Source organism: Peribacillus sp. YIM B13481 (assembly GCF_042787985.1).
Classification (GTDB): domain Bacteria; phylum Bacillota; class Bacilli; order Bacillales; family DSM-1321; genus Peribacillus; species Peribacillus simplex_A.
Genome location: NZ_JBHZPE010000005.1, coordinates 112,270 through 135,272 on the forward strand (window position 1 = coordinate 112,270; position 23,003 = coordinate 135,272).

General features: G+C 39.9%; 19 protein-coding genes and 2 pseudogenes. 14 read left to right on the top strand and 7 right to left on the bottom strand.

The genetic code is table 11. The features are described 5' to 3' along the window. Positions 1 to 193: 193 nt before the first annotated feature. From ACFX4X_RS05635 to ACFX4X_RS05665, 7 genes are all read left to right on the top strand, one after another. Complete coding sequence (locus ACFX4X_RS05635; protein ID WP_377382346.1) at positions 194 to 2,707, top strand: PEP/pyruvate-binding domain-containing protein; 2,514 nt, start codon at positions 194 to 196, stop codon at positions 2,705 to 2,707. Positions 2,708 to 2,792: 85 nt separating this feature from the next. After that, on the top strand, positions 2,793 to 4,139 hold the full coding sequence (locus ACFX4X_RS05640) for an MFS transporter (protein ID WP_377382349.1): 1,347 nt from the start codon (positions 2,793 to 2,795) through the stop codon (positions 4,137 to 4,139). 373 nt (positions 4,140 to 4,512) lie between these two features. Then, entirely contained in the window at positions 4,513 to 4,824 is a 312-nt protein-coding gene (locus ACFX4X_RS05645) for a rhodanese-like domain-containing protein (protein ID WP_061464470.1), read from the top strand. 305 nt (positions 4,825 to 5,129) lie between these two features. Then, positions 5,130 to 6,170, top strand: a complete 1,041-nt coding sequence (locus tag ACFX4X_RS05650) for a tartrate dehydrogenase (RefSeq protein WP_377382352.1) — start codon at positions 5,130 to 5,132, stop codon at positions 6,168 to 6,170. 108 nt (positions 6,171 to 6,278) lie between these two features. Next, complete coding sequence (locus ACFX4X_RS05655; protein ID WP_057913195.1) at positions 6,279 to 6,464, top strand: sporulation protein Cse60; 186 nt, start codon at positions 6,279 to 6,281, stop codon at positions 6,462 to 6,464. Positions 6,465 to 6,671: 207 nt separating this feature from the next. Continuing rightward, a complete protein-coding gene (locus ACFX4X_RS05660; RefSeq protein ID WP_167555996.1) occupies positions 6,672 to 6,842 on the top strand; it encodes a hypothetical protein in 171 nt (56 codons plus the stop codon). A gap of 565 nt (positions 6,843 to 7,407) precedes the next feature. Continuing rightward, the gene (locus ACFX4X_RS05665) at positions 7,408 to 7,737 is read left to right on the top strand and encodes an MGMT family protein (RefSeq protein ID WP_377382355.1); all 330 of its coding nucleotides are present in this window, start codon (positions 7,408 to 7,410) and stop codon (positions 7,735 to 7,737) included. Positions 7,738 to 7,952: 215 nt separating this feature from the next. Here the strand turns inward: ACFX4X_RS05665 and ACFX4X_RS05670 are convergent, their stop codons facing one another. Beyond that, entirely contained in the window at positions 7,953 to 9,218 is a 1,266-nt protein-coding gene (locus ACFX4X_RS05670; protein ID WP_377382358.1) for a BaiN/RdsA family NAD(P)/FAD-dependent oxidoreductase, read from the bottom strand. Between the two features lie 204 nt (positions 9,219 to 9,422). Here ACFX4X_RS05670 and ACFX4X_RS05675 point away from each other — a divergent pair, with 204 nt between their 5' ends. Next, on the top strand, positions 9,423 to 11,024 hold the full coding sequence (locus tag ACFX4X_RS05675; protein ID WP_377382360.1) for a putative polysaccharide biosynthesis protein: 1,602 nt from the start codon (positions 9,423 to 9,425) through the stop codon (positions 11,022 to 11,024). A 122-nt stretch (positions 11,025 to 11,146) separates the two neighbouring features. Then, entirely contained in the window at positions 11,147 to 11,869 is a 723-nt protein-coding gene (locus tag ACFX4X_RS05680) for a pseudouridine synthase (protein ID WP_061464464.1), read from the top strand. 90 nt (positions 11,870 to 11,959) lie between these two features. Here ACFX4X_RS05680 and ACFX4X_RS05685 read toward each other — a convergent pair whose 3' ends face one another. Continuing rightward, positions 11,960 to 12,181 (bottom strand): DeoR family transcriptional regulator, encoded by a 222-nt coding sequence (locus ACFX4X_RS05685; RefSeq protein ID WP_034309346.1) that lies wholly within the window; start codon positions 12,179 to 12,181, stop codon positions 11,960 to 11,962. 536 nt (positions 12,182 to 12,717) lie between these two features. Here ACFX4X_RS05685 and ACFX4X_RS05690 point away from each other — a divergent pair. Both ACFX4X_RS05690 and ACFX4X_RS05695 read left to right on the top strand, forming a co-directional pair. Continuing rightward, the gene (locus tag ACFX4X_RS05690; protein ID WP_061464463.1) at positions 12,718 to 13,068 is read left to right on the top strand and encodes a hypothetical protein; all 351 of its coding nucleotides are present in this window, start codon (positions 12,718 to 12,720) and stop codon (positions 13,066 to 13,068) included. A gap of 157 nt (positions 13,069 to 13,225) precedes the next feature. Further along, the gene (locus ACFX4X_RS05695) at positions 13,226 to 13,615 is read left to right on the top strand and encodes a hypothetical protein (RefSeq protein ID WP_377382364.1); all 390 of its coding nucleotides are present in this window, start codon (positions 13,226 to 13,228) and stop codon (positions 13,613 to 13,615) included. Between the two features lie 629 nt (positions 13,616 to 14,244). On the opposite strand, the pseudogene ACFX4X_RS05700 reads toward ACFX4X_RS05695, so the two are convergent. From ACFX4X_RS05700 to ACFX4X_RS05710, 3 genes and pseudogenes are all read right to left on the bottom strand, one after another. Then, positions 14,245 to 14,413: pseudogene (locus ACFX4X_RS05700) on the bottom strand (IS110 family transposase); the annotation flags it as partial. A 59-nt stretch (positions 14,414 to 14,472) separates the two neighbouring features. Beyond that, positions 14,473 to 15,816, bottom strand: a complete 1,344-nt coding sequence (locus ACFX4X_RS05705; RefSeq protein WP_377382365.1) for an APC family permease — start codon at positions 15,814 to 15,816, stop codon at positions 14,473 to 14,475. A 381-nt stretch (positions 15,817 to 16,197) separates the two neighbouring features. Further along, positions 16,198 to 17,319 carry an alanine dehydrogenase gene (locus ACFX4X_RS05710; protein WP_377382368.1) on the bottom strand — a complete coding sequence of 374 codons (1,122 nt, stop codon included), beginning with the start codon at positions 17,317 to 17,319 and terminating at the stop codon, positions 16,198 to 16,200. A 473-nt stretch (positions 17,320 to 17,792) separates the two neighbouring features. Here ACFX4X_RS05710 and ACFX4X_RS05715 point away from each other — a divergent pair, with 473 nt between their 5' ends. From ACFX4X_RS05715 to ACFX4X_RS05725, 3 genes and pseudogenes are all read left to right on the top strand, one after another. Continuing rightward, on the top strand, positions 17,793 to 19,433 hold the full coding sequence (locus ACFX4X_RS05715) for a PucR family transcriptional regulator (RefSeq protein ID WP_377382371.1): 1,641 nt from the start codon (positions 17,793 to 17,795) through the stop codon (positions 19,431 to 19,433). 187 nt (positions 19,434 to 19,620) lie between these two features. Further along, complete coding sequence (locus ACFX4X_RS05720) at positions 19,621 to 19,779, top strand: hypothetical protein (protein WP_377382410.1); 159 nt, start codon at positions 19,621 to 19,623, stop codon at positions 19,777 to 19,779. Positions 19,780 to 19,958: 179 nt separating this feature from the next. Further along, positions 19,959 to 20,111: pseudogene (locus tag ACFX4X_RS05725) on the top strand (thioredoxin reductase); the annotation flags it as partial. Positions 20,112 to 20,243: 132 nt separating this feature from the next. Here ACFX4X_RS05725 and ACFX4X_RS05730 read toward each other — a convergent pair. Both ACFX4X_RS05730 and ACFX4X_RS05735 read right to left on the bottom strand, forming a co-directional pair. Next, positions 20,244 to 22,190 (bottom strand): FtsX-like permease family protein, encoded by a 1,947-nt coding sequence (locus ACFX4X_RS05730; RefSeq protein WP_377382374.1) that lies wholly within the window; start codon positions 22,188 to 22,190, stop codon positions 20,244 to 20,246. Then, complete coding sequence (locus ACFX4X_RS05735; protein ID WP_284469979.1) at positions 22,180 to 22,941, bottom strand: ABC transporter ATP-binding protein; 762 nt, start codon at positions 22,939 to 22,941, stop codon at positions 22,180 to 22,182. The genes ACFX4X_RS05730 and ACFX4X_RS05735 overlap by 11 nt, the downstream gene beginning before the upstream one ends. Between the last annotated feature and the right edge of the window lie 62 nt (positions 22,942 to 23,003).

A 23,003-nucleotide genomic window follows, 5' to 3' on the forward strand; every position in this document is an offset into this window, starting at 1 on the left:
TCATTGCGCGGGCGGTTTCCGACATGGGAAAGGATGTAAGCCTTTTCACGTGAAATGAAGTAGGGTTTATTTTATGGTTAATAATGGTTGTTATTCCAATTGGTGGGCTAATCCCTGCCTTGGGAATGACAAACGATTGTATGTTCAAAAGGGGTTTATTTTAATTCAAAGGGATGGAAGGGGAGCAAATAATATGTATACAGAGAGATTCAACAATGCTACTGAGTCCAAAGATATCGTAGGGGGAAAAGCTTTAAATTTAATTAAAATGACTAAATTGGGCATGCCCGTCCCAAATGGGTTTGTTATTAACAATGATTCCTTTATGCACTTTGCGGAAATGAATGAACTGGATTTAAAGAGTGAAACCATTCAAATCGAGATTATGGAAGCGGGCATCCCGGAAGATTTATCAAGCATCCTGTTGAGTTCTTTTCATGAGCTGCGAGAAGAATATACATCCTTGGCAGTCCGTTCTTCTTCGGGTACAGAAGACCTGGAAGGGGCATCCTTTGCCGGTCAGTATGAAACATATCTGAATGTTAAAACGGAAGAAGAATTCCTATCAAGGGTAAAAGGTTGCTGGGCCTCCTGCTTCGAGAACCGAGTCCAGCAATATACCGAAACCATTCATGAAAAAGTTGAAAAAATATCAATTGGCGTTGTGGTTCAAGGTCTGATACATTCAGAGGTTTCAGGAGTGGTTTTCAGCCATGATCCCGTTACATACAATTCAGAACATATATTGATCAATGCCAGTTATGGGCTCGGGGAGGCGGTGGTATCCGGTGTCGTTACACCAGATACCTATTTGGCTAAACGTGATGGTACAAAAATCAAGAAAATCAAGGGCAGCAAGGAACTGAAAATCGTTTCCGGCTCCACAGGCACTGAAGAAGTGGAAACCACTAGAGCGGAACGGGATGCATATTGCCTAAATGATGCGATGATTTCACAATTGATCGAATTGACACTAGAGGTGGAGAAGCATTATCGGCATCCTGTCGATTTGGAATTCGGAATTCAAGATCAAAAGGTATATCTCCTGCAAGCCCGTCCGATCACAACGGTGGTCGAAGACACAGAAGACATTCCATTCGCCAGGAAAGAGTTTATTTTGGAACGGAATGATAAGGATGAATTTTGGTTTTTGATCGATTCCAGATTTCCTGATCAAATTTCACCACTATTCGCTTCGATTTTCACTCAACCATTTTATCAAGGAATGGCTAAAGCGACAGAGGAGCTGAGGGAACCGACGGGATATCTCCAAATGAAAGTCCATAACGGTTATTATTACGGAAAGCAGATCCAATCCGGAACGGACCCACAGCAATTGAACATAGATAACGAAAAGCTTATGGAGGACTTGTATCCAGAGATGACTAACAGGATGTATGATATCATCCATGATCATTTGCTGCCCATTTATCGATATATGGATGAGGAAACATCGAAGGAATTCACGGCTGAAAAAGTCAAAAGAGGGTTAGATGAGTTAGAAGGGTTTTTCAAGGAGGTCTATTATTGGCACTTTATGATCGTCCTTCCACATATGAGCATTAATATTAAGCTTGAAAAGCTATTTCAAAGCTTGTTAGGGAGCGAGCCACGCCATGAACTTTACCAATCCATGGCCGGAGTCATGAATAAGTCACTGGAATCCGATCGAATCTTATGGCAATTATCATTGAAAGCGAAGAATGAACCTCAGTTGCAAAAGGTCATCATGGATTCTGATGAAGGAAACTTATACCAGATGCTGAGCGCTTTTGGGAAAGGGAAGGATTTTCTGGACCGAGTTGATAATTTCGTCAATGTGTATGGATACAGATGTCTTAAGGCACATGATTTCGTTGGAGAAACCTGGATTGAAAATCCTGAGCATGTACTGCAAATCATTAAGAATTTCATCATCAATGGATATGATTTTGATAAAGAATTCGAAACTGCAGTGGCTGCCGGGAAACGGATTTACCAAAGGTTTTTAAATGGAATTGAAGACCCCGGAGAGCGGGAAGTATTTAAAAAATATTACCAAATGACCTTGGATGCAGTTGTTATCACGGATGATCACCATTTTTATATTGATGCCATGTTTGATGCAAAGACACGTTTATACTTATTGAAGGTAGGTGAGCTTTTAGTGCAGCAGAACGTGCTGGATGACGTGGAAGATATTTGGTTTTTATATAAAGATGAGATCATATCGGTTTTAGATGCTCCACACTCTTTAATGGATACGGTATTGGAACGGAAAAGGCAGTATGATTTGCATGAGAAAATGAAAACTCCATCATTTTTTGGCGAACCAACGGATGAAGAACGTGCTTTCGTGGAAATGGTGTTTGGTCCATTGGACGAAAACAAGGGAAATACGTCGAATACGATTAAAGGCATTTCAGCATCCGGCGGCGTATGCGAAGGAAAAGTCAAAGTGATATCCGGTATGCATGAGGCCTCTGATTTTAAAAAGGGAGATATACTTGTCTGCAGGACCACGACACCAGTCTGGACGTCCTTTTTCCAGGATGCAAAAGCGATCATTACTGATACTGGCGGCATGCTGTCCCATTCAGCGATCATTGCCAGAGAATATCAGATTCCCGCAGTGTTAGGGACAAAAATAGGAACGGATCGATTGAAAAATGGAGATCATGTCATTGTCGATGGGAATACAGGAACCGTTACGATAATCGATGCATGAGTAAATTAAACCTGAAGCGGATTAGTAATGCATAGTGTCATCCGTTCAGGCTATTGTTTTCCCTTATAAGGATGGAGGTGAAAGAATGAGTAGACAGAGGGAATACCTGATGATCGTTTTTACTTTAATGGCGGCGTTTCTAGTACCGATCAATTCAACGATGATTTCGATAGCGCTCGGGTCGATTTCAGACTTTTACGGTTTGGATATACACAGTGCCACATTGGTTGTCACTATCTATCTCATTGTAATGGCCGTTACCCAGCCGATTGCTGGTAAACTTGGCGATATATATGGCAATCGGAAAATCTATATAATTGGCATATTACTATTCTTTGCTGCGTCTATTGGATGCGGGCTTGCCCCAAATATAAATATGCTTGTCGCTTTTCGGTCACTGCAGGCCATAGGGGGCGGGCTGCTGATCCCGAATGTCGTAGCCCTTATCCGTCAGACCGTTTCACACGGGCGGCTGCCGGGGGTTTTGGGTTTTTTCGGATTGGGAATGGGTCTAGGAGCGGCAGTAGGTCCATTAATAGGCTCGTTTTTAATTGCTGTAGCTAGTTGGAAAGCGATATTCTGGGTTAACGTCCCGTTTTTATTGGGTGCACTTGCTGGAGGCGTTTTCCTTATACCTAAGCTGCAGAAAAAGAATGCCCGACAGCCATTGGATGTTATCGGCTCCTTTTATTTAGCCGTTACGATCACTTTATTGATTACTTTGACTCATGCAGAATCGATGACGATGTATATCGTACTTGGTATCGGGAGCCTTCTATTCGTGGGATTATTCGTACGGAAAGAACGTTCTGTTCCATCCCCGATTATCGATTTTAGCTTATTTAAGAGTCCCGTATTCGTAAATGCCAATTTATCTGTATTGATCAATAATTTCACGATGTACGCGATTTTGTTGGTCATGCCGCTGATTATGACCACAAAAATGGATATATCGACTTCCATGAGCGGTGCATTGTTATCCTTGTTCTCGATTTCCATGGCAGTCAGCAATATGATAGGAGGACAGCTTAACCGGAGATACGCATCGGAAAAGGTCATATTCCTTTCATTCGCCATCACGGTGTTAACGAATCTATTATTCTTATTCGTCATCCAAACCCAATCACTTCTGTATTTAGCCTTCACACTCATTGTGAATGGGCTGGCGATCGGTTTAGGACTTACAAGCATGCAGATAGCTTCCCTGGAAGCAGTGGATGAATCGGTATCGGGCTCGGCTTCGGGTATCTTTTCTACCTTTCGATATTTCGGGAGTATCTTCTCATCCACTTTGATAGGGATCATCGCAAATTATTCGATTCTATTCGGTATTCTGATAGTGGCGGCCTTATTAGGAGCCATTTTATCCAGAATGGTTTATAGAAACGGTAAAAAGTTGAGAGTTGATAAAGATGGAGTTCTTCCCCGATAAAATGAGTGAGGACCGAACCTTTTTAACTGCTATATGGTAAACTATTACAATGGTGATGCTCGGAGAGGTATACGGATCAGGTTGCATTCAATGCAGGAACTCAGATCAAGTGAGGAATTTCAGGCGGTACCTAAAAAACGAATGACGGGTATGGCTTTTTTCATTGCTGTTCCTAGCAATCATGTATGGATGCCAGTAATGAGTGTTTTGATAAAAATGGCATGCCGACAGTAGAAAAAAGTGTACATGTCTTTTCAATCAGCTGGCCGGTTGAATGTGAACCTTAAAAGCCGAGGATTCATTAAGTGATGTTTAACTGGAAATTTTGTTATAATGAATTAGATAAATCATACGATAATTCGAGGTGCTAATTATGGAAGAAATCAAAATCATTACAACTGAAGAAGTGGAAGCAAAGCTTGAGGCAGGCGAAGCGATGGAACTTGTCGATGTTCGTGAAGACGAAGAAGTGCAAGAAGGAATGATCGAAGGCGCGAAACATATCCGCATGAATGATATCCCAGCTAACCTTGATTATTTTGATAAAGAAAAAGAATACATCTTTATCTGCCGTTCAGGACGCCGCAGTGAAAATGTATGCCATTATCTTCAGGAACAAGGATATAAAGTGGCAAACATGGAAGGCGGAATGCTTGAATGGGACGGCGAAGTCATCGTTAAGTGAAGCTCTTCAAAAAAACCTGTTACTTTTGTAAGCGTAAATCCAAGAATGTAACGACATATTTGAATGAAGAAAGAAAAAAAATCGCGGTTTGTTCACATTGCCGAGAATATGCGGAAAGACGTGCATATTTAAAGGCATGAAAAGGGTCCTTTCATGAAAGGGCTCTTTTTGCATTATGGACCTTTCCGATAAAATTTTTTTTTGCCGTTCACATTTAAGCGTTTCCATTAGGAGCGGGAATGCAAAAGTTATATGTTAAAATTAGGGTGTTGAAATCAGAAAATATAGATAAAGGAGGGCGAAGAATGGATGTTTATAAAATAGCGGTCATTGCGGGTGACGGAATAGGACCTGAAGTGATTAATGAGGGTGTTAAGGTCCTAAAAAAAGTGGCTGGGATTGCCGGGGATTTTTCTTTCGAGTTCACATATTTTCCATGGGGATGCGAATATTATCTTGAGCATGGTAAAATGCTGCCCGAAGACGGGCTGGAACAACTTATGAAGTTTGATGCCGTGTATCTTGGGGCGGTTGGTTATCCTGGTGTCCCGGATCATATTTCATTACGTGAGCTTCTGCTGAAAATCAGAAAGCAATTTGACCAATATGTAAATGTTCGACCCGTTAAATTGCTTCAAGGTGCACCTTGTCCATTAAAAGACGTGACACGAGACCAAATCGATATGATTGTCATCCGTGAAAACAGTGAAGGGGAATATTCCGGTGCTGGTGATTGGCTTTTCAAAGGCAAGCCAGAAGAAGTTGTACTGCAGACGGGGGTCTTTTCGCGAAAGGGAACGGAGAGAATCATCCGTTATGCGTATGAACTGGCGCGTAAAACGGGCAGGACGCTAACGAGTATAAGCAAGGCGAACGCATTAAATTATTCAATGGTTTTTTGGGATCAGGTTTTTGAAGAAATCGGGATTGAGTATCCGGAGGTAGAAACGAATTCCTATCTGGTCGACGCGGCAAGCATGTTTTTTGTCAAACAGCCCGAACGATTTCAAATCGTTGTCACCTCCAATTTGTTTGGTGACATCATCACGGATTTAGGTGCTGCCATTGCAGGCGGGATGGGTTTGGCAGCCGGAGCCAATTTAAACCCGGAACGGATTTATCCTTCGATGTTCGAACCGATTCATGGCTCAGCGCCGGATATTGCCCATCAAGGCATCGCCAATCCACTTGCGGCCATATGGTCCGCTAGTCAGATTCTTGATTTCTTCGGGCATGAGGAGTGGGGGGCAAAAGTGTTGGACGTGATCGAAAGAGTGATGGTCGATAAAAGGGCACTGACGCCTGATATGGGCGGGGTAGCCTCTACAGAAGAAGTCGGGGATTGAAGTGGTAGCATTATTAGCCGCTCTACAAACAAATCAGGTATAATCAACATGAAAAATGGGCATCCTGCACAATAACTATCATTATAGTAAAAGGGCAGGGGAAAGCCGATGATACAAGTCAAATTATTCGATTATGAGCATGAAAAGGATCTAGAGGATGAAATGAACGTTTTCTTGGAAGACATTCGTGATAATCAAATCGTTGACATCAAATATAATGTCGCCACTACAGGTGAAGAGGAAGAGGAACAAATCTACTGTTTTAGTGCGATGATCATTTATAAGAAAAAATGAAGGCGGGATTCGCCCTATCGTTTTCCGTACATATAATCAATATGAGACTACCTATTGCTGTAATTCGGGCAAATCAAGGTAGTCTATTTTCGTGAATGTTCCAAGAAAGTGGAATGCCGTGCATGAAGAACAGGTTTAGGTACGGGCTCGTTGCCGTGCTGTTGGAATATGCTAAAGGATAGGAAAAAAATTTTTGGAGGCCTCCATATGCCATATTATTATAGCGAAAATGTGAAGTTGCTATTGGTCGGACAATCGGATGAAAAAGTGGAGTTGTTATATGATTCCAACCCCAATACCTTTGAATTGCCCCTCATAGGGCCAAGACCGCCATATTATTATAACCCGCGTTATGTACCGTATTATCCCGTGATTTAAGTACGAACATCAAATTGGGAAAATACATGAAGAACGAGCCTGTTGAATTGGGCTGCTTGGTCTTTCACCGTGTGGACTAAAAGCAGCCCCAATTCGAATCAACAAATTAAAACAGCTGAGGATTTCACCCCTTTAATTAAGAAAAACTGACTATATTTTTCTATGAATTTTACAAACTTGCTGATAATGGGTAAAGTTAAACGTAATACATAGGAGCAATTGGAGAAAGTGCATCTTATTAATAATTTTGATTTTTATTGTTTTCATGGAGACTTCCATCCTTCAACGATGGTTAATTGTTTCTTGAAAAACATCGATACATATTCTAAAACGGAATCAACTCGTGCGGACATGGGGCAATGAGGATCAAGTTAGAGAGCGATAGGGGCATATGAAAAATGAATCGATAAATGGATCAATGAACGAGGATTGATTTCTATCTATGCTTACGATGACTGTAGAGTGCCTGCTGAGCTTAAAATCGACTTGATCAAGCATCATGGGTTCCTGATAACCGATAAAAAAATTACGATTGGTAAACGGATAGAACAAAGGGGTGAGTAATTTGGAAAGTTTTACAGAACGGGTGATTAAGATCATTCAACATATCCCTTCCGGCAAAGTGATGACATATGGTCAAATAGGACAGCTCGCCGGAAGTCAGCAAGGTGCAAGGCAGGTCGTAAGGATCCTTCATTCAAGCAGCAAAAAACATGACCTTCCTTGGCATCGGGTTATCAATGCCAAAGGCGAAATCGGCATAAAAGCAGAGGGAGCCGCAGAACACCAGAAGGCGATGCTGGAGAGTGAAGGCGTCACATTCACGAAGAGGAATACCGTTGACCTCGAAGCTTTTCGCTATCATCCAGAATTTTCCAATAGTGAGCCGGAATAAAAGAGGAAGCGGTCGATTAAGAGAACGGCCGAATAAAAACGTTATGGGTCGAAAAAAGTAGGAGTACGGTCGAATAAAAGCGCTGTGGGTCGGAAAAAGTGCAAGAATGGCCGAAAAACCTGCGCCAGCGCCTGAATTAATGTCCATCAAGCACTGAATGATTATAAATCGCATAAAAAAGAGGCTGATCCAAACGGATCAGCCTTTTTTAGGAATTATGAACGGGCATACATGGCAGCATTCATTCCGGCGAGTCTTCCGGTTACTAATGCCGAGGTGATATTGTAGCCGCCAGTGTATCCGTGTATATCCAGAATTTCACCGCAAAAATACAGGCCATCCATTAATTTGGATGCCATTTCTTTTGGGTGGATTTCCTTGACGGATACGCCGCCCCCCGTGACGAAGGCTTTTTCTAGCGGCTGGGTGCCATGCACTCCAAATTGGAAGTCCTTGCATAGTTCAGCAAAGCGGCGGATTTTTTCATTTGATATCGTCGCTCCTTGTTCTTGAAGATCGATGCCGCTTCGCTCAAGCAGAAAGTGAAGGTATCGTTCAGGAACTAATCCTTTTAACGTATTTTTAATGGCTTTTTTCGGTTCGGCTTTGATTTCTTTCATGATGTCTTGAAAGACCTCTTCCTTGTTTCGGTCGGGAAGGGCATCGAGTTTCATTGTCACTTCCGATAGGTTCCATTTTTTCATCGCCTTCACGACGAATTGGCTGCACCTTAGAACAGCTGGACCGGAGACGCCGAAATGGGTGAAGAGCATATCCATTTGGTGTGTGATCAGGGCCTTGCCTTTTGGGTTGAGGACACTCAATGAAACATCCCGAAGTGCAAGGCCTTGAAGTGTTCGATCTTTAATGAATGTTTCATGGCTAAGTACGGGAACTTCAGTTGGGAACAATTCGGTAATCGTATGCCCCGCCTTTTTAGCCCATGCGTAGCCATCCCCGGTTGAACCGGTGTGAGGAACTGATTTTCCGCCGACAGCAATCACGACTGCATCTGTGTCAATGGTCTGTCCATCTTTTAACCGGACCCCGCTTGTTTTTCCATGTTCATAGAGAACTTCGGCAACTGGTGAGTTCTTATAAGTCGTAACCTTTAAATTCGACAGGCGCGTCAGTAGGGCATCCACGACACTCTGTGCTTTATCGTTAACTGGGAACATCCGGCCATGGTCCTCTTCTTTTAGAGCCACGCCCAATTTTTCAAAGAATTGAATAATGTCTTCATTGTTGAACTCTGAGAAAGCACTATATAGAAATCGCCCGTTTCCAGGGATATGCTGAATGATTTCATCGATGGAGAGCCTGTTCGTCACGTTGCAGCGTCCGCCGCCCGAGATTGCAAGTTTCCTTCCAAGCTTCTCGCCTTTATCCACTAACAATACATGGGCACCTTTTTCCCCGGCTGCAATTGCTGCCATCAATCCGGAAGGACCGCCGCCAATTACCACTACATCATATTTCAAATTGATCACCACTTTATCATTTTCAGTCCCTTCATTATATAGCAAGAGCCCGTCAGATTGCGAATGTAGAAAAAGAGAAATTATTTGTTTGTGTATTATCTTCGAAAAAGATAAACTTGAGAGTAGTTTTTATAGAAAAATTAATTTATTATGTTAAGATAAAAAGCGTGTAAAACGTAACTGACAGAGGCAGGATGGGATTAGATGTCGTCTAAATTTTTAAAAGGGGCTTTTATATTAACGCTGGGAGCGATTATTTCCAAGATTCTTGGTTTGTTTTATGTCATCCCCTTTGAACATATGGTTGGGAATAAAGGGGCTACCCTCTATCAATATGGGTACGTTCCATATACGATTTTCATCAGCTTTGCAACGGCAGGCATGCCGCTTGCTGTTTCTAAATTCATTTCGAAGTATAATGCGCTCGAGGAGTACGCCGTCGGTGAGAAGTTATTTAAATCGAGCCTGAAATTAATGGCTGCCACCGGTTTTCTCGCTTTTTTGATTCTCTATACCATGGCACCGATGTTTACTGGAATCTTTGGAGTCAAGAAGGAAGATGTAGGGGATGTCACGGAGATCATACGGGCTGTCAGCTTCGCCTTGATTTTTGTACCGTTCATGAGTATCATCCGCGGCTTCTTTCAAGGTCATGAAGCGATGGAGCCAACGGCCATATCTCAGGTTGTTGAACAAGTTGTCCGCATCGTGTTCCTTCTGGCCGGTGTGTATGTTGTTTTAAATGTCATGGATGGAGATTTAGTGAAGGCCATCCAAATGGCTACATTCGCGGCGACGGTCGGGGCTGTCGGCGGTTTAGTGGTGTTATTTTGGTATTGGAAAAAACAAAAGCCCCATTTGGACAGTTTGATGGAGAAAGACCGGGGAACGTTGGAAATTTCCCTGCCGGAGATTTATAAAGAAATATTTCTTTCGTCGATTCCTTTCATATTCGTCGGGATCGCGATGCCAATGTTTCAGTTTGCGGACTTATTGTCTTTCAATAAAGCGATGTCGTCCATCGGATTACAGCATGTCGCGGAAGATGCTCTTGGGGTTTTGAACGTGTATGCCCAGAAACTTGTCGTGATTCCAATGACGCTTGCAACCGGGTTTTCGATGGCACTTCTTCCTTCGGTGACGAAGGCATATGTAAGCGAGGATTCGGAAGAGTTCAACCGCCAGCTGAACCAGGCCTTTCAAATTTTGTTGTTCATTACGATTCCTGCGGTCGTTGGCATGTCGGTGCTGGCCGATCCAATCTATAGTGCCTTTTACAGCCATGACCCGCTTGGAATCAGTGTCCTGAAGGCTTATGCTCCCGTTTCCATCTTATTTGCGCTCTTTTCCATTTCGGCGGCTGTTTTACAAGGGATCAATCAGCAAAAATATACGGTGCTAAGCCTGCTAGTTGGCTTTTTAATCAAATTGAGCTTAAATATCCCGCTGATCAAGTTGTTTGAAACGGAAGGATCCGTTTATGCCACGGCCTTCGGCTACTTGGCAGCTGTCTTGCTGAATTTATATGTCATTACCTACTTTACTGGCTATCGTTATAGCCTTACCATCAGAAGATCCGTATTGATCACTGTATTTTCAATCATAATGGGACTGGCTGTATGGGGCATGAACAGTTTATTATCGCTGTGGTTTACAACGGAAGGGCGCTTTCAAGCGATTTTGATCGTGGCCATTTGTGCAACCTTTGGAGCTCTCATTTTTGCAGCGCTATCCTTAAAAAGCAAACTTGCCCATCGTTTGTTCGGTACCCGGATCGATCGGTTAAAAGCTAAATTAGGATTATAAAGGATAGAAGTTTGATGTGTAAAAAAAAGGGTATGATAAAGTGAATCCCGGATTAAATATTTTGCCTTGCCTGTCATTATAGTGGGCAAGGCCTTTTACTGAAAAGGCTTTAGGAGGAAATGATGAGAATTGATAAGATATTATCCAATATTGGGTATGGAAGCAGGAAAGAAGTGAAAAAGCTCCTGAAATCCGGCGCCGTCAAGGTCAATGAAAGGCTACTGAAGGATCCTAAAGAACAAGTGGACCCTGATAAGGAAATTGTGACGGTTCATGGTGAACGGGTTGAATACAGGGAGTTCATATATTTAATGATGAATAAACCGCCAGGCGTATTGTCGGCAACGGAAGACAAACACCAAGAAACGGTCATCGATATCTTGGAGCCAGAGGATTCGGTGTTCGAGCCATTCCCTGTGGGCCGTCTGGATAAGGACACAGAAGGTTTATTGCTGATCACTAATGACGGAAAGCTTGCCCACCAACTGCTTTCCCCGAAGAAACATGTTCCTAAAACATATTTTGCCGTCATTGATGGCGAAGTAACGGAACGGGATATCGAGGCATTCCGCAACGGCGTGACCTTAGATGATGGGTACGAGACAAAACCAGGGGAATTGAATATTTTAAAATCAGGACTGACATCGGATATCGAGTTGACGATCATGGAAGGAAAGTTCCATCAGGTGAAGCGGATGTTTGAGGCCGTGGGCAAACGTGTCGTCTACCTCAAGCGCCTTTCCATGGGAAGTTTACAACTGGATGAAGAACTTGAGCTTGGTGAATACCGTGAGTTAACGGCGGAAGAGCTTGAACAGTTAAAGGCGGGCCAACCTGCTGAATGATAAATAAGCATGAAAAAATGAGGCGGACAAATATTGTCCGCCTCAAAGTATTTTTTTTACATATCGATTTTGTTCGGGTGGTCGTTCTTTTTACGATGACATCTTCACCTTTTTACTTGTTGTCGTCCAAAGGCCACGGCTGGGGCTTTGAACAAGGTCATTGTACGCTAAGACATTTAAATCGCGCTGCACAGTTCGAGGAGTGATGCCAAATTCTTCTACAAGCTCTTGAGTAGAAACCGTACCGTTATTACTAATGAACATATAAACGGATTTAATACGGGTTAACATGCGATTTGTTGAAGGTTTCAAAAAATCACTCCTTATTCTTTTCATTGTTATTCTGAACAAATGAAAACAACCGATATGTCGGACAGCATTTTAGCTGTCACTATGTACTTGCTTACCCACCCTATAACTCCTCGGAAACATTTAGAAAAAATAAGATGTCATTAGCTTCATTTTACCCCTTTATAAAAGCGAATTCTATAAAAAGATACCAATTGACTAAATATTACATTTATTATATCAAATTTTAACAAAATTATTCTCTTTACATATATAAAAATTAATAAAGGTTGTGTTGCTCCATTTGTTCATACACATATTTTTCCAAAAAAGTATGCTAATTATGCATCAAGAGCTGTCATACAACACGAACGTTGGCTATGAGGCTTATACATGTACTTTACTTAAAAAGGAAATCGTAGTCGTTACGTTTTGTGTTTGATTACAGGAATTGCTTGATGGCTTGCGGTTACGGTGTCATAATGAGGTGTTGAGCAATGTAGCCTTTTCATACATGATCTCAAGGAATGTAAATATTAACAAATTCGAGGTAGAGCCGCATGAACGAAAGATTAATGGAGTTTTTATTGCGCGACGAAGTGACCAGACTTTCTGGCGTGAAAAAACAAGTGTATGAATTCATCGTGAGCGAGGAAGATTATCTTGCATCGAAGGCGGACACGGTCGATCAATTCATGAGATTGCTGGTAAAGCATTCTCCGCCCCGGCTTGCAGCCCGTCATTTCAATATGCCTTATGGGGAAATCATTCGTTTCATGAATGAAATAGAAGATGAACTGAATGAGAGATTAGAGGAAAGATGCAAGAAAGTAAAGTGGATGGACTACACGGAAAAGGACCAGCAGGCATTTGTGGAATATCATAGGAAGTTATATCTTTTCGTAAATTAATAAATTGGATTATGAAAATGCCCTCGGTATGAAAGGGCATTTTTTTATTTTTCGGATGAAAATGAATGAATAACTAACCGGAACACTTAATAGCAATACAAAGCCATATTCGGTAACGAAAGATAATACCATACGTCTAATTGAATGGAGGTGTATGATGAAGAAAAACATATTGGTTTTCATGTTAATCGTTTGCATTTTTTATTTGTCGGGTTGTGTTAAAACAGAAATCAAAACCGTGACATCTAAAAATCCAGATGCAGAAGAAGTTTTAAATCTTGATAAAAATGCAGACATTCTCCAATGGGAAAAGATCATTTATAAAACGGATATTGAATGGGTGAATGAGCTTAAACTGACTAAGAACGAATTTGTTGGAGAAATTACAGAGGAATTCTCAAACGATTTCAGTAAATCTTTTAAAGATGGTATGGCCAATCAATTACCCATAGGAACAAAAATATACACCACAAAAGAGCGAGATGATGTTCTAATCGTTGAATATAACGGGAAAGTAAAGCATTACTTAGCACTTACCGAAGGCTAACTACCCTTAGTCGTCTTAATTAGTGGACGTAAACCCAGATGATAAGCCCAATGCGGATCAAGAAAAAGCAAACAAACAGATGCTAATGAAACAGAAAACTCGGATATTAAGAAAATGCAGATGTAAACAAGAGGGACATTTGCCTTTGGAGTAGGACGTGAGACATCATTATTGATCATTCCTTTGGCACGGGAATCGATTCGACTATGGATTTTAGTCAAATTTCCTCTAAGACGGTAAGAGACCTCGTACAAACTAAACATTAATTCAGTAAAAAAAGTGCAGCATATACTCTTTTCTTGATTGAGAAAGAAGTATGGCTACATCTTTTTTATGGTTCTTTTTTATTTGTCGGCTGTGTTAAAAGTATTGTTGAAAATAATCGAATAATAGGGGACTTCATCGACCTGGAAATTTCCATTATTTCAAGTGACAATCACAATTGTTCAACAAAAAGTTGATTTCTCTTAATTAACATCACAGAAAAAAGAGTATTTAAGAACCAAGAAATCCTTTTCTACCACTGGATTTCCTTCAGAGAAGTTGTAGAGAATTGTATTGCTCACCAAAGTCAATAACGGATTGATTGGGAAGAATCGAGAGGGTAACAACAATCTCATTGAGTGTTTCATATCCGCAATCACAAGAGCGTCTTTTTTATCACTTTTGGACTGAGTGTTATCTCGATTCTCTTTATTTCTTTTTACAAGGTGAGGATTGACTTACGGCATCAATCTTTTCGTTAGATAACCATTTCGATAGATTAATCCAAAAATGACCTGTAGGTCTCATAACGACATAGTTGTGTCTAAGCCGTTTTTCATCTTTCTTATAAACATCGTGACTTTATTTTAAATCTACACTATATTTTCTTCAATTTTCAATACTGGTGGCTGTTTTTTAAGTCCTTTTGTCAATACAAGTAAATAAATGAAGCCTATTATTAACCAACTTACTCCAAGTACCTTTGAGTGCACATCAAGATTCACAAGTAGTAAAATATCAAGAGCAGCTCCAATAATAGGAATAATTAAATATAAGACAGTTCCTTTTACCGAACGTTCTCTATTTCTAATATAATAATGAGCAATTACGGCAATATTAACACAAGTATACGCAAGAAACGCCCCGAAATTAATAAATGATGCTACAAGATCTAAACTTAAAAATAGAGCAAGCAAAGAGACAGAACTAATGATCAGGATATTATTTACGGGTGTTCTATATCTCGGATGCAGGGTGCCAAAGAACCTTTCAGGAAACTGTCCATCTCGCCCCATCGTATAGAGGACTCGTGATGCACTTGCCTGGGACGACATGGCACTACCCAATACAGCTAATGCATAAAGCGCAAGATATACTGAGTACATCGCCTTTCCACCAACAAGTTTAATAATTTCGTAGGCAGCCGAATCAGGATTATTAAACGTGTTATACTCTGGCCATACAAGAAATGAGAAATATGAAACACTTGTAAAGATTAAACCACCACCAAGAGTAATTAAAATAACAGCTCGGGGAATTGTTTTCTTAGGGTTCACTGTCTCTTCCGCAAACGCTGTAACTGATTCAAACCCAAGGAAGCAAAAGCATAATAATGCTGCTCCAGCTATTGTATAAGAAAAGGGCTCTTTCGAATTATAGAATGGCTCAAGAGATAAAAGAGTGGCCGTGCTTTCTCCCATGAAAATTTCCTTAATAGAAAAACCTATAAAGATAAGGATAAAAATAAAAGCAAAAATCGTTATGAATGCGTTTACATTTGTTGCAAACTTCAATCCTTTAATATTAATATAAGTGACGAGCATCAGCATACCTGCAATCCAGATGTAACTTGGAATTGTAGGAAAGGCTGCTGAGAAAAAAATACCAAATACTAAATAATTTACCATTGGCATAAATAAATAATCCATTAAGATCACCCATCCGACAAGAAATCCAACAGAGGGATTGATCGATTTTTGCGTATAAACATAAGCAGAACCGGAAGATGGAAACGCAATTGCCATTTTCCCATAACTGTAAGCAGTAAACATCATTACCACTAGAGCAACTATCATTGCCCCCGGAACCATACCGTGGGAAATATTAGCCGCAATACCATACGTAGTAAAAGCTGTGGTTAACCCCATAAATGAAAAACCAAACAACACAACGGGAATGAGTGTAAGTGTTCTATCTGTTTTCCTTAAATTTGACATGTAAAATACTCTCCTCCTTTACCTGATTTAACCTTTTACAAGAAATGGGATCTATATTATTACTTCCATAGCTTTTTTAATACGTGGTTTTCTAGAAATCATAAAAAAGTCAGTAAGATGCTAGGGAGCATACTTTGAATTATCCATGAATTTATTGTGTAGAACTTATCTCCCCATTCCTCGCAAAGAATTCCGGCTGCAGAATGGATAATTCATTGGAATGTATATTATATCTTATATAATTCCTGGAAAAATCTTCTCGCTGGCATCTTTACTGACTCCTGGAATTTCTTTAGTAGCGACTCGTTCAATAACTTGTATACTGATTTCTATTCATAGAAATGAAACGTTGAAATATGAGATGACTCTAAGGATGTTTTATTATTTGGACAATAGTAACTCTGTATTTATATCTGTATAAGGCATGTTATGATTGATCCCAACTTCGTGATGAACAATTTCACCGTTCAAAGTGCTGATACAATTTCTTACGATTACATCATTTACTATAACGTCCTTCAATCCATTATTCGCAATATTCATAATATATGGGCCGGTTGTCATCAACATCATGTTTGTCGAGGTTTGTGGACATAGAGCCGGCATATTCGGGACACAGTAATGTAGGACTTCTTGTTCATAATATACTGGTTCCTCTAAAGTCGTATAACGTGAGGTTTCAATTATACCCGTTCCTGCAATATCAATAATAATAGAATTAGGTTTCATCTTACTGACCATCTCTCGTGTTATGAGAGGTTCGGTTACCCCTGGCATCGGATAAATTGTATTAATTAAAACATCACTTTGAATAAGTTCTTCGAACATCGTATCTTTATCCCAACACAAAATGTCCACCTGTGGCAACTGATTGTTCAAATAATCAATGCGTTTCATTGATGCTTCCATGATTGTTACATTCAATCCAAGACCCACAGCAACTTGCGCAGTATTGAGTCCAGCATTGCCACCACCAAGTATAAATACTTTGCTCGACGGCAAACCGGCCAGTTTCCGGAGAAGTATTCCCTTTCCACCATAACCATATTGTGCATATTTGACTGCTTCAAGCATTGCTAATGTTCCTGCAATTTCACTCATTGGTTTAATCGTAGGTCTCGTCCCATCAGGTAAAACGATTAATTCCATTGATAATGAAATTGCTTTTGTATCTAGTAATGCCTGTGTCATTTCATGATTAACATCTTCCGCCAAATGAAACCATGCCATTATCATTTGATTTTCTCTAAGAAGGCCGTATTCATAGGGTTGAAGTTCCTTCACTTTAACAACAAATTCTGCCTTCTCATAAATGTCGTCAATCGTGTTTACTATTTTTGCTCTAGCCAAAACATATTCCTCGTCACAAAAACCACTAGCTTCCCCAGCCATGCTTTGTATTAGTACTTCATGACCGGAAGCTGTTAATTTTTTTACCCATGTTGGATTTAATCCCACTCTAGTCTCTGCAGTTTTTAATTCTTTAGGAACTCCTACTATCATTGTTCATTCTCCTTTTTATTTGCATTTAATTAATTGAACATTCTAAAATCTTACAGGAAAATGATAACCCTTACATTAGACACGAGGTTAAATTTATATTAGTTTTTTTTTAACCAAGCACGTTTATTTATCTGGACTTTCAAGAATGCAAAGTTAGTAAAAAGTGATAATTTTTACATTTTTTATCTAATGTTTTGGTTGTTTTCAGTTTCAGTACTCCACAGTTATTCTATAGAATAGATTCATGCGCACATATAACTGATGAAAAAAGGTGTAAATGGATAACGTTATGAAAGATTCTCAGGTTGATTAAGGTATTTCATCAAAGCACGTAAAGAACGCTCTTATAGACACTTGTCGTATTACTTGGGGTTAAACAGAGATAGGAGGGATCCATATATTATGGGCTTAGACTTTCTAGTATAGTTATAATAAAATGATACAGCTAACAATAATTCAATGAGGAGGTACATATGCTTACAGTACAAGATGTTCTTAAGCGCTCACTCTTTTCAAAAACGGAGGTGGTTGCGGGGGCAAACGGGTTGCACCGTCAAGTCAAATGGACACATGTCCTTGAAATCCCGTTTTTTGATGATACCATCTTTCAGGGAGGGGAACTGATACTCTCCACCGGATTTGGGTTTGAATGGAGAGACTCCTCTAATACTTCATTTTTGTTAAATCTTATCGAACGCAACGCCTCATGTTTATGTATAGAACTTGGACACTACTTCGAAAAGGTCCCTAAAGAAATGATCGAGATGGCAAATGAGTATAACTTTCCGATTATTATTTTCAAAGAATTCATAAACTTCGTCGAAATAGCACAGGATCTACATTCGTTTTTAATTAATGCTCATCATGAGAAGTTGGTTACATTAGATTCTATTTCAAGAGAGTTCCATTCATTGTCACTCACTACTCATGGGTTATCAAATATTTTAAAGTTGTTGCAACAGAAGACAGAAGCACCAATTATCTATCTTCCTATAGAAGGAACACCTTTTTCGATTCCAGGATTGAAAAATGAATTTATGGAACAGCTACTTCAAACCATTTATGAAGATAAAGAACACTGGCATGACCGAATTACAAATGATTCGCCCGTTGAATGGAAGGCATTAAACCATACTATTCTTCTCCAACCGATCGGGGCAATGGATCAAATCTGGGCGTACCTTGTTATGGTTTTAGATCGTGAATCGGATGAATTCGATTTCCTAATCCTTGATCGTGCTTCTCTAGCAATCTCACAAGACTTACTGCGCAAACATTATTTGGACGAAAAACGATTACGTTTAGAATCTACATGGCTAAATGATTTACTTTATAGACGCATCAATAATGAGGAACAAGCAAGGGGATTTATTTCGTTAAAATCTAAGCGCGCTTCTATACATTATCGAGTTGCAATCGTTGATATCGAAGATGTTTTTCATTCGTCTTCATTAAGTTTATCGGATGAAGAAAATGAATCTGCTATTTATCATTATTCTTTAAAAATTCGATCTGGGTTCGCAAAATATTCTTTTACACCCTATATCACATCAATAAGAAATCAGATTATTGTATTAGCTATTGATCTTGGAACTGCCGATTCCTCTAAGGCACGCTTCTTGAAAGTGATAAATGCCTTGCTATATGTTAAAGAAGGTGAATCTAGCCAAATCCGTATAGGCGTTGGGCGACAATACCAGTTACTTTTGGATGCTCATACTGGTTATCGGGAAGCGCAGTTAGCTTTAAATTATCGTACGTTTTCAACAAGTGCCTTTTACGAAGACCTTGGCATCTTTCGGTTGATACAATTAATTCAGCATGATCAAGATACAGCCCATTTTATTGAGGACTATCTCTCTCCTTTAATATCCTATGATAAGGAATATGGAACGGAATTGCTTCTGACTTTAGCAAAATACTTTGAGCTTGATCGCTCAAAGAAGCTTACTGCTCAAAAATTACATATTGTAAGACAAACACTCTATCATCGGCTGGAAAAAATAAAAAAGATTCTTGATCTTGATTTTGATATGCCGGAGAACAGATTAAACGTTGAAATGGCTTTGAAAGCATATCAACTTATACATCAAGTGGAAGTACCTACGAAGTAGTTATCAACCGCAAAGTAAATGTTATTAAATGTATAGATGGCTCTAAGAATGCTAACAAAGTGACCATCTTAAAATTGCTTGATATTGAAGATAAAACAATTTACTGTTACCGGAAAAAATATTAAAGAGATAAGGCTACATGCTCACCAAGCTAACAAGATGATTTTTATGTCTCATAGAGGGTGTAATTCTAAAACGAGGAAATCGATTTATTATGGAAGTAGAAGTTGAGGGGGGAGTTTATGATTGTCATTGTCCAACCACGGGGCGAATAGGCAGCATTGTGTTTCGCAATATCTCTTGTCTACTTTCTAAGAGTAATGATACGAGAGAGCTATCCTGTTAAACTGCTGTATTTATGAATAAGGCAGGTTAACTTCCACATTACACCTGCAGAAGTAAATCTAATACGTTATTTTGAGATAAAAGCTATATGCCTTAAACATAATGATACTTACATGTAGGAGTATGTCGTAGCACCCATCACTTGCAAGTTTTATTTCCGAGGATTAAAAACAATTTACTTTCCAAGATGCAGCAAATGCCGTAAACAAGGCAATGCAATATATCCAGCCTGACGCTCACGGAGTGGGTATGGTCTCGTCACACAATGAAATCTTTAAAAAGCGCAACAGGGAATTGATCAAGGAAATGCTGAAACCGGCTGGAGTACTTTAAAGGGAAACGGAAAATGAAAGCTGGCAGACAGTCGGCGGAAAGGAAGCGGATTTCCGAAAACAGCTGGAACTTCTTCGGATTTTTCTACAGTTTAAAAGCTCCAGGGCCTAATGGACCCTGGAGCTTTTTAGATTATAGTGATTCTTTAATGACCTTCTTGTAATGAAAAACGGATAGGATTCCGAAGATTGAATACAATGCCGTGTATAGTGCCATAACGATGATCATCGGTGTCCAAACTTCGGTCCCGAAAAAGAACCATCCTGATTGGACTGCGAAATAACTGTGAAGCAGCCCGACGATTAAAGGAATACCGAAATTGAAAACTTGTTTTGCTTGGATTCCTTTTAGTAAGTCACCTCTCGTGAATCCCAGTTTTCTTAAGATCGTATAATTGGATTTTTCACCTTCACTTTCATCCATTTGTTTGAAATAGAGGATACAACCGGATGTGATGAGGAAGGTTAATCCCAAGAATCCGACGATGAACATGATAAGACCCATATTCTTCTTCTGGGTGTTGAACATTTCTAATTGGGAATCATTCACATGTTCTTCTTGGAAACTCATTTTATTGAATAGATCATTCGCCTTCTCAAGTTCAGCTTCATCCTTCACATTAATGCCGATATTTACAGATGAAACTTTTTGGATTTTCGGGTCGATATCCTTTTTCAAACGGTCGAATATCGTTTGGTCTACAATGGCAACGGGCATTCCGCCGTTCGTGAAGTAATAGGACACGAAGGTATCATCATTCAATCCCATATATGTTTGCGGAATCACTTCGTGTCTGCCCTTCAGTTCTATCTTTCCGGAATCCTTCAAGGATATGACCTTTTCCATCATATTACTGTATCCGCTGAAAAGTGTCTCATCTTCAGCGAGGTTGATTCCTTTAACGGATTCATCACTGATGACGGAAACGGTCATGATGTCCGGATCAAAGTTCACTTCATCCAGACTGGTCTCCATTATTTCCTTTACATTGGCATCCACTTGAATGACATCGATCACCTTTTCGTCATAATTAATTTTACTGTCTGTTAAAGCTTTTTTGAATGAATCTGCATCTTTCATATCCGTCATCGAAAAATCGGTAGGGATACTGCTTTGTGCACTCTTCTCCGCGGAGTAGTAGGAGATATAGCTTAATGATAATAATCCAATCGCCAGAGCGGAAACGGTTGTGATGATCGTCAATAATACCGCATTCGATTTCATCCGGAACATGATGGATGAAAGGGACAATACTTCATTGATATTCAAATAGCCATTTTTCTTTTTACGGACGATATTAAAGATAAAGCTTACGGATCCTTTATAGAATAGGTAGGTCCCGATGATGACGCATGCCAGAATGATGACCATGGCCATAAAAAGCTCGGTCATATCTGAAAAAGCTCCATCGAATAACTTGGATGAGACGACATAGCCGGCAATGATCAGGATGACTCCGAATATCCCGATGATCATTTCGAACATCGAAACCTTTTTCACTTTTCCTTCCGTCATTGAAGTCACTCTAAATAATGAAAGAATGGTCTGCCTTTTAATGAAGGCATAATTCATCAACATGATGAAAAGATAGATGGCGCTAAAAACGAGCACGGTTTGAACAAGCGGCTGAAAAGAAAATTGAAGGGTCGCAATCGCCTCGACACCCATTATTTTAAATAAAATCATGATGATTAATTTAGAAGCGGCAAACCCTACAAAGATTCCCAGGAATACGGAACAGAAATACAGGATCAGGTTTTCCACGCTCAGGATACGGAATATCCTGTTCTTGGTCATGCCTATCAATTGGAATAAGCCAATTTCTTTACTGCGCCGTTTTATGAAAATGCTATTGGCATATAAAAGGAAGATGGAAACAATCGCAACAAGCAGGATCGATGCAGCCTTGATGGAGGCGGACCCTTTCATCGTACCCTCCACTTCATCAAGCGATGGGTCATATTGCAAGGTGACAAAGGCAAAGTACAGGGAAGCGCTGAAAATCAGGGCAAACACATACAGATAATAGTTCTTCAGATTCTTCTTCAGATTTCGAAAGATGAGTTGATTAATGCTCATTTTGAATCCCTCCCAAAACACCTTGTGTTTTCATGATGTCCTTGAAGAAGGTTTGTCTGGATTGTTCCCCTTTATTCAATTGTGTATATATTTGTCCATCTTTAATGAAAATGACCCGGCTGCAATAACTGGCCGCCACTGGATCATGGGTTACCATGATGATCGTCGCTTTGCGCTTTTGATTCATTTCGCTCAGTTTGTTCAGTAAATCGGAAGCTGATTTGGAGTCAAGCGCCCCAGTCGGTTCATCCGCAAAAATGATGCTTGGATCATGGATGAAGGCCCGTGCTGCAGACGTACGCTGTTTTTGACCACCGGAAATTTCATTTGGGTATTTATCCTTCACTTCATATATGCCCAGTTCTTTCGCTACGGTATCAAACTTTTGTGCCGCTTCATTTTTTGGTGTTTTTGTAATGGATAAGGGCAGAAGGATATTTTCTTTGACAGTCAGTGTGTCCAATAAGTTATATTCCTGGAAGATGAAGCCCAGATGGTTCTTCCGGAATTCGGCCAACTTCTTTTCTTTCATCCCTGAAATCTCTTTTCCATCGATCGTAATGGTGCCGTTGCTGATTTTATCGATCGAGGAAAGGACATTCAGCAAAGTCGTTTTCCCTGAACCGGATGCACCCATGATGCTTACGAATTCACCTTCTTGTATGCTTATATCGAGACCCTTTAATACTTCTTGTTTATTGAATTTATTTCCATAGCTTTTATGGATTTTTTTCGCTTCTAATATATTCATATCGATACACTCCTTTTTTTCTATATCCTTATTATAAAAGGCGATGTATTTCTTTTCCTTCG

Excerpts from the sequence above, each read along its gene's own strand:
- ACFX4X_RS05655 (WP_057913195.1), top strand. The coding sequence starts at position 6,279 with ATGATACAAGTCAAATTATTCGATTATGAGCATGAAAAGGATCTAGAG.
- ACFX4X_RS05710 (WP_377382368.1), bottom strand. The coding sequence starts at position 17,319 with ATGATAGTAGGAGTTCCTAAAGAATTAAAAACTGCAGAGACTAGAGTG.
- ACFX4X_RS05690 (WP_061464463.1), top strand. The coding sequence starts at position 12,718 with ATGAACGAAAGATTAATGGAGTTTTTATTGCGCGACGAAGTGACCAGA.
- ACFX4X_RS05680 (WP_061464464.1), top strand. The coding sequence starts at position 11,147 with ATGAGAATTGATAAGATATTATCCAATATTGGGTATGGAAGCAGGAAA.
- ACFX4X_RS05640 (WP_377382349.1), top strand. The coding sequence starts at position 2,793 with ATGAGTAGACAGAGGGAATACCTGATGATCGTTTTTACTTTAATGGCG.
- ACFX4X_RS05705 (WP_377382365.1), bottom strand. The coding sequence starts at position 15,816 with ATGTCAAATTTAAGGAAAACAGATAGAACACTTACACTCATTCCCGTT.
- ACFX4X_RS05635 (WP_377382346.1), top strand. The coding sequence starts at position 194 with ATGTATACAGAGAGATTCAACAATGCTACTGAGTCCAAAGATATCGTA.
- ACFX4X_RS05645 (WP_061464470.1), top strand. The coding sequence starts at position 4,513 with ATGGAAGAAATCAAAATCATTACAACTGAAGAAGTGGAAGCAAAGCTT.
- ACFX4X_RS05695 (WP_377382364.1), top strand. The coding sequence starts at position 13,226 with ATGAAGAAAAACATATTGGTTTTCATGTTAATCGTTTGCATTTTTTAT.
- ACFX4X_RS05660 (WP_167555996.1), top strand. The coding sequence starts at position 6,672 with ATGCCATATTATTATAGCGAAAATGTGAAGTTGCTATTGGTCGGACAA.
- ACFX4X_RS05715 (WP_377382371.1), top strand. The coding sequence starts at position 17,793 with ATGCTTACAGTACAAGATGTTCTTAAGCGCTCACTCTTTTCAAAAACG.
- ACFX4X_RS05675 (WP_377382360.1), top strand. The coding sequence starts at position 9,423 with ATGTCGTCTAAATTTTTAAAAGGGGCTTTTATATTAACGCTGGGAGCG.
- ACFX4X_RS05730 (WP_377382374.1), bottom strand. The coding sequence starts at position 22,190 with ATGAGCATTAATCAACTCATCTTTCGAAATCTGAAGAAGAATCTGAAG.
- ACFX4X_RS05735 (WP_284469979.1), bottom strand. The coding sequence starts at position 22,941 with ATGAATATATTAGAAGCGAAAAAAATCCATAAAAGCTATGGAAATAAA.
- ACFX4X_RS05650 (WP_377382352.1), top strand. The coding sequence starts at position 5,130 with ATGGATGTTTATAAAATAGCGGTCATTGCGGGTGACGGAATAGGACCT.